Source organism: Acinetobacter sp. YH12142 (assembly GCF_013418435.1).
In the GTDB taxonomy this organism is placed as follows: domain Bacteria; phylum Pseudomonadota; class Gammaproteobacteria; order Pseudomonadales; family Moraxellaceae; genus Acinetobacter; species Acinetobacter amyesii.
This window is the reverse complement of the sequence record NZ_VPCB01000001.1, coordinates 319,305-331,956: the sequence shown is the minus strand read 5'-3', so window position 1 is coordinate 331,956 and position 12,652 is coordinate 319,305. Positions and strand designations below refer to the sequence as shown.

The 12,652-nt window shown below is 40.2% G+C and carries 11 protein-coding genes, 4 tRNA genes and 1 pseudogene; 13 read left to right on the top strand and 3 right to left on the bottom strand.

Going from position 1 to position 12,652, the window contains the following annotated elements; translation table 11 throughout:
• Window positions 1-35: 35 nt before the first annotated feature.
• The 5 genes from FTU77_RS01620 (at window position 36) to FTU77_RS01600 (ending at window position 2,653) form a co-directional block, all read left to right on the top strand.
• Window positions 36-1,877 (top strand): long-chain-acyl-CoA synthetase, encoded by a 1,842-nt coding sequence (locus FTU77_RS01620; RefSeq protein ID WP_180034977.1) that lies wholly within the window; start codon window positions 36-38, stop codon window positions 1,875-1,877.
• 140 nt (window positions 1,878-2,017) lie between these two features.
• Window positions 2,018-2,093 (top strand) — tRNA-Lys (locus FTU77_RS01615).
• A gap of 21 nt (window positions 2,094-2,114) precedes the next feature.
• Window positions 2,115-2,190, top strand: a tRNA-Lys gene (locus FTU77_RS01610).
• 49 nt (window positions 2,191-2,239) lie between these two features.
• Window positions 2,240-2,315: transfer RNA gene (locus tag FTU77_RS01605), tRNA-Lys, on the top strand.
• A gap of 262 nt (window positions 2,316-2,577) precedes the next feature.
• A tRNA-Lys gene (locus FTU77_RS01600) sits at window positions 2,578-2,653 on the top strand.
• Between the two features lie 137 nt (window positions 2,654-2,790).
• Here FTU77_RS01600 and FTU77_RS01595 read toward each other — a convergent pair.
• The gene (locus tag FTU77_RS01595; protein WP_180054323.1) at window positions 2,791-3,444 is read right to left on the bottom strand and encodes a hypothetical protein; all 654 of its coding nucleotides are present in this window, start codon (window positions 3,442-3,444) and stop codon (window positions 2,791-2,793) included.
• Between the two features lie 300 nt (window positions 3,445-3,744).
• Here FTU77_RS01595 and FTU77_RS01590 point away from each other — a divergent pair.
• A pseudogene (locus tag FTU77_RS01590) lies at window positions 3,745-4,003 on the top strand (PspC domain-containing protein).
• A 118-nt stretch (window positions 4,004-4,121) separates the two neighbouring features.
• On the opposite strand, the gene FTU77_RS01585 reads toward FTU77_RS01590, so the two are convergent.
• The gene (locus tag FTU77_RS01585) at window positions 4,122-5,228 is read right to left on the bottom strand and encodes an HPP family protein (RefSeq protein ID WP_180054320.1); all 1,107 of its coding nucleotides are present in this window, start codon (window positions 5,226-5,228) and stop codon (window positions 4,122-4,124) included.
• Between the two features lie 275 nt (window positions 5,229-5,503).
• Between FTU77_RS01585 and FTU77_RS01580 the strand changes: the two genes are divergently transcribed.
• Both FTU77_RS01580 and FTU77_RS01575 read left to right on the top strand, forming a co-directional pair.
• On the top strand, window positions 5,504-6,085 hold the full coding sequence (locus FTU77_RS01580) for a hypothetical protein (protein ID WP_180054318.1): 582 nt from the start codon (window positions 5,504-5,506) through the stop codon (window positions 6,083-6,085).
• Window positions 6,085-6,693, top strand: coding sequence for an OmpA family protein (locus tag FTU77_RS01575; protein WP_180054316.1), 609 nt, complete (start codon window positions 6,085-6,087; stop codon window positions 6,691-6,693). Before FTU77_RS01580 ends, FTU77_RS01575 begins: the two co-directional genes overlap by 1 nt.
• Window positions 6,694-6,984: 291 nt before the next feature.
• Here FTU77_RS01575 and FTU77_RS01570 read toward each other — a convergent pair whose 3' ends face one another.
• Entirely contained in the window at window positions 6,985-7,317 is a 333-nt protein-coding gene (locus tag FTU77_RS01570) for a 2OG-Fe(II) oxygenase (protein WP_180054314.1), read from the bottom strand.
• Window positions 7,318-7,583: 266 nt separating this feature from the next.
• Here FTU77_RS01570 and glyQ point away from each other — a divergent pair, with 266 nt between their 5' ends.
• The 5 genes from glyQ to FTU77_RS01545 all read left to right on the top strand — a co-directional run bounded on the left by glyQ (window position 7,584) and on the right by FTU77_RS01545 (window position 12,404).
• Window positions 7,584-8,567, top strand: a complete 984-nt coding sequence (glyQ, locus tag FTU77_RS01565; RefSeq protein WP_067666981.1) for a glycine--tRNA ligase subunit alpha — start codon at window positions 7,584-7,586, stop codon at window positions 8,565-8,567.
• Window positions 8,567-10,636 (top strand): glycine--tRNA ligase subunit beta, encoded by a 2,070-nt coding sequence (gene glyS / locus FTU77_RS01560; RefSeq protein WP_180054312.1) that lies wholly within the window; start codon window positions 8,567-8,569, stop codon window positions 10,634-10,636. The genes glyQ and glyS overlap by 1 nt, the downstream gene beginning before the upstream one ends.
• A gap of 1 nt (window position 10,637) precedes the next feature.
• Window positions 10,638-11,231, top strand: coding sequence for a DUF6036 family nucleotidyltransferase (locus FTU77_RS01555; RefSeq protein ID WP_180041344.1), 594 nt, complete (start codon window positions 10,638-10,640; stop codon window positions 11,229-11,231).
• A 4-nt stretch (window positions 11,232-11,235) separates the two neighbouring features.
• A complete protein-coding gene (locus FTU77_RS01550) occupies window positions 11,236-11,622 on the top strand; it encodes a hypothetical protein (RefSeq protein WP_180041342.1) in 387 nt (128 codons plus the stop codon).
• A 392-nt stretch (window positions 11,623-12,014) separates the two neighbouring features.
• Window positions 12,015-12,404 (top strand): hypothetical protein, encoded by a 390-nt coding sequence (locus tag FTU77_RS01545; RefSeq protein ID WP_078189759.1) that lies wholly within the window; start codon window positions 12,015-12,017, stop codon window positions 12,402-12,404.
• Window positions 12,405-12,652: the final 248 nt, after the last annotated feature.

Genomic DNA, 12,652 nt, shown 5'->3' with positions numbered 1-12,652 from the left:
ACCGTATCGGATTACGAAAAATAAATAGGATTCACATGAGCCAAACTACACAACACGACCTTATTGGGATTGCTGATGTTGCAGCAAAAATTCCCGCGTTCATTAGCAAAGTACCCAACCTGTTGAGTGGTCTAAAGCAAGCCTATTTACGTACCCCAAATACTTCCGCAGGCTTAGGGATTGCATTTGAAAAAGCCGTAAAGCGTAATCCCAAAGGCTATGCGCTATATTTTGAAGAGCAAAAATATACCTATAACGAACTCAATGAATGGGCCAATCAAATTGGTCACTATTACCTAGCACTCGGTGCAAAAAAAGGTGATGTGATTGCGGTGATGATCGAGAACCGATCTGAACTCGTGGCAACCATCGTGGCACTAGCCAAAATTGGCGTCACCAGTGCCTTGGTCAACACCTCACAAGTTGGCAAAGTCCTGACACACAGCATCAACTTAGTAAACCCAATTGCGGTGATTGTGGGCGAAGAATGCCGTCAAGCCGTAGAAGAGATTCGTAATGATCTCAGTGTGGCTACAGATCGTTTACATTGGTTCGCAGATCAAGCCACTCGTGTAGATGCTGGTCAAGCACCGAAAGGCTTCTTAAACCTTGCAGAAGCGATTGATGAATTTCCAAAGTTCAACACACCCACCACTGCAAGTGTTAAAGGCAAAGACGGCCTATTTTATATCTACACCTCTGGGACAACAGGCTTACCTAAAGCGGTGATTTTCACCAACAGCCGTTGGACTTTGGCTTATGGAACTTATGGTCACGTTCTCAATCTAAATAAAGATGATGTGATGTATGTAACTTTGCCGCTCTATCACGCTACAGGCACTGTGGTTTGTTGGTGTGGGGTGATTGCAGGTAGCGCCACCCTTGCCCTGCGTCGCAAGTTTTCAACTTCTTCATTTTGGAAAGATGTACAAAAATTTGATGCATCAGCCATTGGCTATGTGGGTGAACTTTGCCGCTATTTGATGGATGCTCCACATTCAGACCTTGAAAAAGGCCATCGTGTGAAAAAAATGATTGGTAACGGCATGCGACCAAACATTTGGGATAAGTTTAAAGAACGCTTTGGGGTTGAAGAAGTCCTTGAACTTTATGCTTCAAGTGAAGGCAACGTCGGCTTTAGTAATGTGTTTAACTTTGACAACACTGTTGGTTTTTCACCAACGCCTTATGCGATTATTCAGTTTGATAAAGAAAAAAATGAAGCTGTACATGATGCTAAAGGTCGCTGCATTAAAGTTAAAAAAGGCGAAGTTGGCTTACTCATCGGTAAAATTACCCGTCGCTCACCTTTTGATGGCTATACCGACACGGAAAAAAACAAATCCGTCATTATGAAAGATGTATTTAAGCATGGTGATTCATACTTCAACACTGGTGACTTGGTTCGTGACATTGGCTTCCGCCATGCACAATTTGTCGACCGTCTAGGTGATACTTTCCGCTGGAAAGGTGAAAACGTTTCAACCACTGAAGTTGAAAACATGGTGAGTGAGTACGATAAAATTGCTGAAGCTGTGGTTTATGGCGTAGAAATTCCAGATACCAATGGCCGTGCAGGCATGGCTGCCATCACGCTCACCGATGGTGCCGAACTCAACGAACAAGATTGTAGTGAAATGGTTCTGCAATTTAAAAAATGCTTACCAGCTTATGCCGTGCCAGTATTTTTACGTGTACAGAAAAAAGTCGAAACCACAGGCACATTTAAATACCAAAAAAACAAGCTGAAAGAACAAGCTTTTGATCCTAAGCAAACTGATGAACGTTTATTGGTATTGCTGCCAAATGCAACTGCTTACTGTGATTTAACTCCTGAAATTTATGCCAATATTCAGGCATATAAATACCGTTTTTAAGCAAATAGCGCTCATTTTAGCGACAGATATCCGCTAAAATGAGCTACTTTGTTGTATTTATAATCAAACACAAGCAAGTTTATGAATTTTTACTTGCGCTTGAAGCAGATCTTGCTACAATACGCACCATCAAGCGAAATGGGTCGTTAGCTCAGTTGGTAGAGCAGTAGACTTTTAATCTATTGGTCCCGCGTTCGAGTCGCGGACGACCCACCATTTCCTTCGATACCACAAGATGGGTCGTTAGCTCAGTTGGTAGAGCAGTAGACTTTTAATCTATTGGTCCCGCGTTCGAGTCGCGGACGACCCACCATCTTTCTAAAATGCCAGTTTTAGATTACAATCTTGTGCATACCCCCTAAGGGTCGTTAGCTCAGTTGGTAGAGCAGTAGACTTTTAATCTATTGGTCCCGCGTTCGAGTCGCGGACGACCCACCATTCTTTCTTAGGGCTTCTTTCTTCCGGCAGTTGAAGAAAAAGAAACCTGCAGGTTCCGACCAAGACAAACCATTACCATTATTGGTTTTGATTCGCCATTCTCGAAATTTTGCTATAGCGATGTTGCGAAGTATCATTCTTGTCTTGCTAGATGAAGTATTTGACCTGAAAAATTTTAGATAACAAATATTCCCTAGTATTCAAAACTACGCGCTTCGTTTATCTTGCTAAAATTTTAAAATGCTCTTTTAAAATTTTCTCAGGGTTGTTAGCTCAGTTGGTAGAGCAGTAGACTCTTAATCTATTGGTCGTGGGTTCGAACCCCACACAACCCACCAATTCTGTTTAGTCTTAACTATGTCGTATTAATAATTCAATTTTTTATTTGCTAGTAACATTTGATCCACCAAGATATGCGAATTTCACGCCGACACTCAAACGCAATTTATAATTTTATTTACTTCATTCGCAGTATTTAATTTGGATCTTTCACCAAGGTATAGGCATGTTGCGGCTGAGGATAACCCTTGGAAAATAATTCCTGATTTCGGTCGACTTCACCTTGACGAATTTTGTCTAAATCCATGGTGATTTTATTTTCGTTAATCACGTGATAATAAAAATTCACGCCTTCTTTTCGATGAACCACCAGCTCGGTATGTGCTTCATTAACACTCCACGTATCCTTACGGTATTTCACATTAATGCCTGGCGTATTGGTTTTTTCAGCAAACACTTTACCAATTTGAATAATACTGCGGTGTACCGTGCCATCTGGCAATAAGTTAAGAATGAACTCCGCATCGCCTTCTGGGCATGGAATAAAACTGTCATCGCATTTTACTTTGGCATGAAAACGTCCAATAAAAATTTTGGCATGCTCAGGAACAGGAGCTGACTTTATGTCCTCGTCATTCGGCAATGTCGCCTGCCCTGCCACTTGGGTTAATTTTTTTCCATGATCTTGCTTCGCTTGAACTTCCGATGCGACAGTTGATGCTGAACTTTCACCCTTTTCCGCTGCGGGTTGATGCGTTGGACTACAACCAATAAAAGAGAGGCTGAACACTCCTGCAAACACTGAAAGATATGCAAATTTCATCAAAAAAGGTGAAGCCGATGTTTTCATATAATGTGCCAAGACCAATCATTCATTGGTTTTTTCAGTTCTTGCTGACTTAATATTGTAATCAAAAAATCAACGCTGTATACATATATTTGCGATATATGTTAATCATATCTCATTGTTATCGTTGTTATTTAATTAATACTCAAGCTATTTTAAAGGCAAACTAATCAAACTAATTCTTCAAATTACATAACTTTACTTATTTTTTTTTCTGCACCCTTTAAATCGTAAAGCTTGTCACCATTTCTATAATATGAATTTGGAAATATTCAAATTTATTCTTTTTTGAAGGAGACCTGAATGGCCAATGTTGGTTTATATCGCTCAAACCGCTCTAACATGATTGCTGGTGTGATGGGGGGGTATTGCTGAACGTTTTGGTTGGAACGCAAATTTACTGCGTATTATTTTTATCTTTGTATCATGCTTAAGCGCAGCCTTTCCCGGTATTTTGGTGTACTTGGTTTTATGGTTAGTCATGCCTAAAGCACAAGATAACTTTTTCCGTACCAATGGCTATTCAGACCCTATTCGTACTGTGAATGATGACAGACGTTAAAATCCTTTGACCCAGTTTGGTCGCTACGGTTTCTCCCCCAAGATTCCGTAGCTTTTTTTTGCCTACATATTGGCAAAACCATATTTAAGTCTAATGAATTTAAATCAAAGTTTAAGGCTTAAGATTTTGTTTGCTGATTTAGCTGTTGATATAAGGCAGCAATCATATCGGCACGGCTAATCATTCCCACCAACCGTTTTTGTTCGACGACTGGAATATAATTAAAAGATCTTTCCACAAAATAGGGCACCAAGTCTTCAATCGGCTGATCCGGCTGCACGGTCACCACTTTGGGATTCATAATTTGATAAACGTGATTTTCCCAACTGGCTTTGGGGTCTGCGGCACGTTTAAACCATTCCACTACATCATATAAAGCCAAATTTCCCACCAAGCGATCTAAATCACTCACCACAGGCAAACTCATCAAATTGACTTGTTTAAACTTTTCCAATGCTGACTGAATATCATCTTCTGCACGCAGGGTAATCACTTGCTGACTCATGATGTCACGACAATGAAACTGGCTTAGGCCACGACGACTGGCTAATTGCTGTGCTTCTAAAATAATTTTTTGTAAGTCATATTCACTAATATCAAGCAACTGACTTTGCTGTTCTAAGACTTGCTGAATATCCGCTGGCTGAATCGACACTTTTTGTGTCGGTGTTGGATCTGTCGTCCGAGTATTGACTTGTGCTTTTTGTGGATACTGCTTGCCTAGTAATCGGTTATAAATGATAGCAACCACCATCAAGAGGACCGAATTTAAAAGGACTGGATAAAAAAGAAAGGCATAGCCTAAATCATGGACTGCCTCTCCGCCCAATACCGCTGTAATCGCCACGGCTCCACTTGGTGGATGCAATGAGTCTGTGGTCATCATTAAGATAATCGCTAATGCAACCGCGATACTAAATGCTTCGGTTAAATTAGGAATAAACATCGCACACGTCACGCCAATCAAAGCCGCAAGACTATTACCGACCACCATATTCCACGGCTGTGCCAAAGGACTAGCAGGTACAGCAAAGAGCAGCACAGACGATGCGCCCATCGGGGCGATATACCATGCATTTAAGTCACCTAGCGCTAACCAACTAATCAGCGAAGAAATACTCAAGCCAAGCAAAGCACCTACCCCACATAGGATGCGATCTTTTAATGGTAAAACTTTAAAGTTGGGTTTAAGTGTATTAAGCCAAGCTGATTTTGCGTGAAACACGAGATGCCTGATTGATTATTCGAACAGATGGGCGATTATAAAACGAAGTCTCTTATAAGATGTATTTATTTTATACCTTTATCTTATAAAATTTTCTACTGAACAATATCTAATCCAAATTAAAGCCGAAAGAACTGAATAATGCTCACGAGTCAGTCACCTGCTCATCTCTCTTATTTCATTAACGTTTTACAACAAAACCTAGACAGGCTAGCTGTTTAAAATTCCCTATAGTCAAAAGACCTATAAAAATATTTGAAAAAAGGATGTTCTGAATGAATAAAAATATCTTCGCAATGTGTGCCCTCTGTGTGCTTGGCTTGGGTTTATCGGCCTGCTCCAAAGAACCTCAACAAGCCAATCCGCCAGCCAATGATAATACACCTCAAGAAATGGCCCCAACTGAAACTGCAAAAAATGGGGATAATCTTATTCGAGAACCAGCACCACAAGTTGAAGCACCAGCGCCTCAACCTACTTTAGCTGAAATCCCCATGAGTAAAGGCACTTTAGGTTTACAAAGCGTCAAGGTGATTGGAAAAATTTTAACTGTAAAAGTGATAGCTCAACCTAACCCTGCCCCAAATGGAAACACTGAATTTATGAGCACATCCATCAATTTGGAACAAACCAATTATATTGATGATGACACAGCCAAAAAAGTAGGACTGCTGCAAGATGATGCTGGCATTTGGATGGCAGCACCTTTAAATGCAACAAATAAAGCTATCCAAAAAGCCAGTTATGAACCTATTTTACTCACCTTTAAATTCCCTGCGCCGCCTGAAAGCACCAAGACCATTAGCATCAATTTAGGTAATGCAGGTTCTTTTGACGGCATACCGGTTGAACGCTAATGAGAACATTACTGTATAGCGCAAGTTTGAGCTTATTGATTGCAGGATGTGCAGATTCCAAAACTGATCCACCGCCTACTCAGACTGAACAGAACGTCACGGAAATAGACAACTCTCAGACTGTGCCAGAACAGCAGCCGAAGTCATATGAACCAAGTCAACCTCAGGCAGAAGCCAGTAATTTATCGGCTGTCGGTTCAGATTTAAGTGCCAATCATAATGAATTTAATATTCAGGTGAATTTAAGTTCGGATGTGCTGTTTGATTTTGGCAAAGCCAATTTAAAACCCGAAGCTGAACCTGAGTTGCAGCAAGCAGCCCAGACCTTAAAAAGCAAAGGTAAAGGCATTATTGCCATTGTTGGCCATACCGATAATATTGGTTCAGATGCCGCCAACCAAAAACTGTCGTTACAGCGGGCTGAAGCGGTGCGTGATTATTTTAAAGCGCAAGGTATTGATTTAAATTATCAAATCAGCGGAATGGGAGAAAGTCAGCCGCTTAAACCGAATACCCTATCTAATGGTGAGGACAATCCTGAAGGTCGTCAGAAAAATCGACGGGTTGAAATTGTAATTAATAAAACCAAAAGCTTATCTGAGTCATAAAGCCTTGATAAAAAATGAGTCTAAATGGCTCATTTTTTATTTTACGACTAAATTTTTAGTGGTGAATTTTGATTCTTTTTTTGAGAATATCTCTAAACGATAGACGCGCCAAAGTCATATAGCAAACGTTCATTGAGCGGCGATATTTTTTATTCGATTTTCGTATGCTGTACCAAGCCACCTAAGTTGCAAAAGACGTTATAAAAGACCGATTACCCTGTTGGTTATTTGGGATTTTTTTGAAAATGACAGGCTGAATTTTCTTAAAGATATTAATTTTATCTATCAAATTTAATCGATTACGCATCCAATACTTAATACATAGCGTGAGCTGCCCTGCACTTCTGTAACCTCATGCCGATACAAATCCGGTCTAAATAATTTAACTCTTGGTAAATCAATGATGCTTCGCTCACATATAAATTCACCACCTGCTTTCGATTTTTTAATCACGATATTCAACCTAAAATGCTGCCCATATTGTACAGAGTCTTGACGTGGTGGAATCATTGAACCCACAGGAAAACGAAGAAAATAGGCATCACATTTAAGTCCTAAATGGTTTTGTAATAACAACATTTTATCTGAACCCGAATGCTGTCTTCCTTTTTTCAATGCAACCATTTAAAACCCATAAGTCTTTGAATAATTTTATTATTCCTAAATTTTATTGTATTTTTATAGCATGATCATCGTTAACAACAGTATCACTGATGAAGCTTTCTTATTGCTACCATTCTTACCAATAAATACTCAGCTTCATTTAAAACCCGCAGTGCCTTTATTCTATCTGGCATTAAAAGCCCACTTGTTCACGCGAAACCTTTGCCACACACCCCCAAAATCCTTATAATTGAGCACAATTTTTATCTAATTTTAAGTGGATGACCATGAGTCGCGCCATATCGCATATTGATACCTTCCAAGGCTTAATTCTTGCCTTACAAAACTACTGGGCTGAACAAGGCTGTGTAATTCTTCAACCATACGATATGGAAATGGGTGCGGGTACATTCCACACTGCAACTTTCCTACGTGCCTTAGGCCCTGAAACTTGGAATGCTGCTTATGTTCAGCCATCTCGCCGTCCGAAAGATGGCCGTTATGGTGAGAACCCAAACCGCCTACAACACTACTACCAATTCCAAGTGGTGCTGAAACCAAACCCAGACAACATCCAACAGTTGTACTTAGATTCATTAAAAGCCATTGGTATTGATACCCTTGTTCACGACATTCGTTTCGTGGAAGACAACTGGGAATCTCCAACACTTGGCGCATGGGGCTTAGGTTGGGAAGTTTGGTTAAACGGCATGGAAGTGACTCAGTTCACTTACTTCCAACAAGTCGGTGGTGTTGAGTGCTACCCTGTGACAGGTGAAATCACTTACGGTCTAGAACGTCTAGCGATGTACCTCCAAGGTGTAGACTCTGTTTACGATTTGGTTTGGACCAAAGGTCAGTTTGGTACAGTGACCTATGGCGACGTGTTCCACCAAAACGAAGTTGAACAATCAACCTATAACTTCGAATATGCCAACGTTGAAAAAATGTTTGAACTCTTCGACTTCTATGAAGCGGAAGCGACTCGTTTAATGGAAGCGGAACTTCCACTTCCTGCTTACGAGCAAGTGATTAAAGCATCGCATAGCTTTAACTTGCTTGATGCACGTGGCGCAATTTCAGTAACTGAACGTCAACGTTATATTTTACGTGTACGTACATTGGCTCGTGCTATTGCACAAAGCTATGTCGCTGCGCGTGCGAAGCTTGGCTTCCCGATGGCAGAACCTGCTTTACGTGACGAAGTCCTTGCTCAACTCAAAGCTCAAGTTGAAGCGGAAGCAAAAGTAGAATCTAAGGAGAGCAAATAATGTCTAAACATACAGTATTGTTCGAATTAGGCTGCGAAGAACTTCCACCAAAAAGCTTAAAAAAATTACGTGATGCGCTACATGCAGAAACGGTAAAAGGTTTAAAAGACACAGGTCTAGCATTCGATTCAATCGAAGCTTATGCAGCACCACGCCGCCTTGCACTTAAAATTGTGAATGTCGATGCTGCGCAAGCCGACACACAAAAACGTTTTGATGGCCCTGCGAAACAAGCAGCGTTTGATGCCGAAGGCAAACCGACTAAAGCACTTGAAGGCTTTATGCGCGGTCAAGGCATCACGGTTGATCAAGTATCAACTTTCCAAGCAGGTAAAGTTGAAAAAGTGTGCTACTTAAAAGATGTAAAAGGTCAAAGCCTTGATGTTTTACTTCCACAAATTTTACAAGCCGCTTTAGACAACTTACCAATTGCAAAGCGCATGCGTTCTGCTGCAAGCCGTACTGAATTTGTACGTCCTGTTAAATGGGTTGTGTTGTTGAAAGACAGTGATGTGATTGAAGCAACGATTCAGGATCACCAAGCAGGTAACGTGACTTATGGTCACCGTTTCCATGCTCCTGAAGCAATTACACTTGCAAATGCCGATGCTTATCTTGATGCCCTTCGTACTGCAAAAGTGATTGCAAACTTTGAAGAGCGCCAAGCGATCATCGACCAACAAGTGAAAGCTTTGGCGGATGAAGTGAATGCCATTGCGATTGTCCCTAGCGACCTTCGTGACGAAGTAACTGCTTTGGTTGAATGGCCTGTTGCTCTTCGTGCAAGCTTCGAAGAACGTTTCCTTGCTGTTCCTCAAGAAGCACTCATCACGACGATGCAGGACAACCAAAAGTACTTCTGCTTAGTGAATAGCGACAATAAACTTCAACCTTACTTCATTACCGTGTCAAACATTGAGTCGAAAGATCCGTCTCAAATTATTGAAGGTAATGAAAAAGTTGTACGTCCGCGTTTGTCAGATGCTGAATTCTTCTTCTTACAAGACCAAAAGCAACCACTTGCATCTCGTAAAGAGAAACTTGCAAATATGGTATTCCAAGCTGAATTGGGTACCCTTTGGAACAAGTCTGAACGTATTGCTAAATTGGCTGTGGCTTTGTCGGCTATCACAGGTGCGAACCCTGCAGATGCTGAAAAAGCTGCACTCCTTGCAAAATGCGACTTAACTTCTGAACTTGTGGGTGAGTTCCCTGAGCTTCAAGGTATTGCGGGTACTTACTACGCACGTATTGAAGGCGAAAATGATGAAGTTGCTGAATCTTTAGGTGAACAATACTTACCTAAATTTGCAGGTGACGTTTTACCAAAAACCAAGACCGGTACAACGCTTGCGCTTGCTGACCGTTTAGATACATTGACAGGTATTTTTGGTATTGGTCAGGCGCCTACAGGTTCTAAAGACCCGTTTGCACTACGCCGTTCAGCCATTGGTATCTTGCGTCTTGTGACTGAAAATGATTTAGATGTTTCGATTGAAGATCTAATCAAACTTGCACTTGCTGCTTATGGCGATGTGATTAAAGATCACGATAAAACTTTGGCGGATGCAGTTGCATTCCTTGAAGGTCGTTACCGTGCGAAATACGAAGACCAAGGCGTGGCTGTAGATGTGATTCAAGCTGTTCAAGCACTTTCTCCAAAATCGCCACTTGATTTTGATAAACGTGTAAATGCGGTAAATCATTTCCGTGACTTACCTGAAGCTGCTGCGCTTGCTGCTGCAAACAAACGTGTTGCAAACATTCTTGCAAAAGAAGCTGCTCCTGAAGGAAATGTCGTTGAAGCAAACTTAGTTGAAGATGCTGAAAAAGCATTGTTCGCTGAACTTGCAAAAATCACACCTGTAGTTGAGCCATTATTTGCTGCGAAGGACTACACTGCTGCCCTTTCTGCACTTGCTGCACTTCGTGCGCCAGTCAATGCGTTCTTTGACGGTGTGATGGTGATGGCAGATGATGCAGACCTGAAAGCAAACCGTTTATGTATGCTTGCACAGTTGCGTGGCTTATTTACAGCAGTTGCGGATATTTCAGTGTTACAGCACTAATATGACAATCTATAGCGATTCTCCAATTGCTCTAGCAATTTTCGAGCTCTTCTCAGAGCTCGAAAATTGGATCCTAGAAAACCATTCTGATTTACCTCATGGTGCAGTCAAAGCATTTATTTTTGGTGGATGTGCTTTTCATATTCACACTAATGCTCGAGGTAGTAATGATATTGATGCACACATAGAAGCTATCAAAGAGTTAAAGAAAGATGAAATTTATTTATTCCTAGAAGGAAATGATATCGAATATTTAGATAACCATAATCTTGAAACCAATTTAGAATTTGACCGCGGATTCAATACTAGCTTAGCTTCTATTGATCCTGACTACGATGAACGTATAATTCCTCTCGTAACAGAACATGTGGTTGAGGTTTACTTAGTTTCTGGTCTAGACCTAGCCGTTTCCAAGTTAGCTCGTCTATCTGATCGCGATATAGAAGATATTAAAGAGCTATTTCTTAGAAATAAATTCACTCTTGAAGAATTTGAAAAATCAGCGAATAATGCTATGGATTACTATGCAACTCCGCAACAGTTAGAATCCAACATCAGATACATGATTTCGATCTTGTCAGAACTCAGAGATTAATTGTATGGATCAAGTAGAATTTGAAAATGCTTTGAAAAAACTATTAAAGCAGCCCCTAACCTCTGCCACATTTGAGGAGGTTCGACCTGTGGCTGAAGCATTACTGTATTCAGAATTTCTACCGTCCGTTACATTACATCTAAATAGACTAGAGAAACGCCGTCTTGTTTTCTTACTAGAAAAATTTAGACGCTATTCTTGTTCCAGCGTATCTAGAAGACAACAACTCAAATCCTTTTCGCAATCAATGAATGTTCAGCATACTTATAGAGTTCATGATGTCAGAACATTAGTTGATCCTTTAGCTAAAAAATATGGATTAAATGAGGATTTAAATCATCTAAAACCCCAATTGCTCAGCTTACAAACACGACATTATTCTCACGTTTAAATAAATCAATCAAAACCCTTTAAATAAAAATTACTCACTTAAGATTTGAAAATACAAAAACCTTTAGAGCAGTAAGCACAAAACAAGCTCAATATAAAAACAAAGAACCTCTCTCCGTCATCGAATACATCATGATTGCTATGCTCCCGCCAATCATAGCTGAATTTTTAATATTTTCAGGAGCTGAGCGCAACTTTTGATTTTATTTTTCTACCTATACAATCATCATTCTGGCATTACTATACATCCAATATAAAAAACAAAATCAGATAGATCTACCGATCCGTAAAATCGAATAGCATGAATATCTTAGACTAGAACCTTAAGCCTATAGCCAATAATTCACCAATTCCCTATACTCAATCCAACAACACTCAACAAGAATGAAACTTATGAAATTGAAAGCATTCCTTTTGACTGGTCTTGCGGGTCTAACACTTTCTGCATGTACATCTGCACCAACGATTCCACAACTTGAAACAGGTGTATTACAAGAGGTTCAAAACATTGATGTCTACCCAGATACCACAGATAACAAAGCAAAACTGACTAAATTTGTAGATAAATGCGTGATTGAATTTACAGGCAATTTAGAAGAAGCAAAATCGGTTGAACAATGGTCATTTAAAGGCTTAACCCTGATTTCAGGTGGTACAGCAACCTTTGCTAAAGACGGCACAAGTTCAGCACACAATTTTGATTTAAATGCTGCGGATGTACAAAAGAACTTCCTTGCATTACGCGGTCATTTTGCAAAAGATGCACTTACACAATGTGAATAAATGATAAAAACCATATCTCCAAATGGGGGTATGGTTTCATTTTTCCTTGAATCTTGAACTATAATCCGTTCAAACCCATTATTTTTTATGATGAAAATCGTAACTAGAACCACACCACAGCAACGCGCAAATCACATATAAGCCACTGTATTTTCATAAAATTACAATACTACGTTAACTTAACTAAGTTTCCACATTTCAAACTTCCGCGTATCTGAGCTGTTATCGCATTGTGTGACTTATCGCAC

Coding starts and splice junctions, on each gene's coding strand:
- glyQ (WP_067666981.1), top strand. CDS start 7,584: ATGAGTCGCGCCATATCGCATATTGATACCTTCCAAGGCTTAATTCTT.
- glyS (WP_180054312.1), top strand. CDS start 8,567: ATGTCTAAACATACAGTATTGTTCGAATTAGGCTGCGAAGAACTTCCA.
- FTU77_RS01580 (WP_180054318.1), top strand. CDS start 5,504: ATGAATAAAAATATCTTCGCAATGTGTGCCCTCTGTGTGCTTGGCTTG.
- FTU77_RS01620 (WP_180034977.1), top strand. CDS start 36: ATGAGCCAAACTACACAACACGACCTTATTGGGATTGCTGATGTTGCA.
- FTU77_RS01555 (WP_180041344.1), top strand. CDS start 10,638: ATGACAATCTATAGCGATTCTCCAATTGCTCTAGCAATTTTCGAGCTC.
- FTU77_RS01595 (WP_180054323.1), bottom strand. CDS start 3,444: ATGAAAACATCGGCTTCACCTTTTTTGATGAAATTTGCATATCTTTCA.
- FTU77_RS01575 (WP_180054316.1), top strand. CDS start 6,085: ATGAGAACATTACTGTATAGCGCAAGTTTGAGCTTATTGATTGCAGGA.
- FTU77_RS01550 (WP_180041342.1), top strand. CDS start 11,236: ATGGATCAAGTAGAATTTGAAAATGCTTTGAAAAAACTATTAAAGCAG.
- FTU77_RS01545 (WP_078189759.1), top strand. CDS start 12,015: ATGAAATTGAAAGCATTCCTTTTGACTGGTCTTGCGGGTCTAACACTT.
- FTU77_RS01570 (WP_180054314.1), bottom strand. CDS start 7,317: ATGGTTGCATTGAAAAAAGGAAGACAGCATTCGGGTTCAGATAAAATG.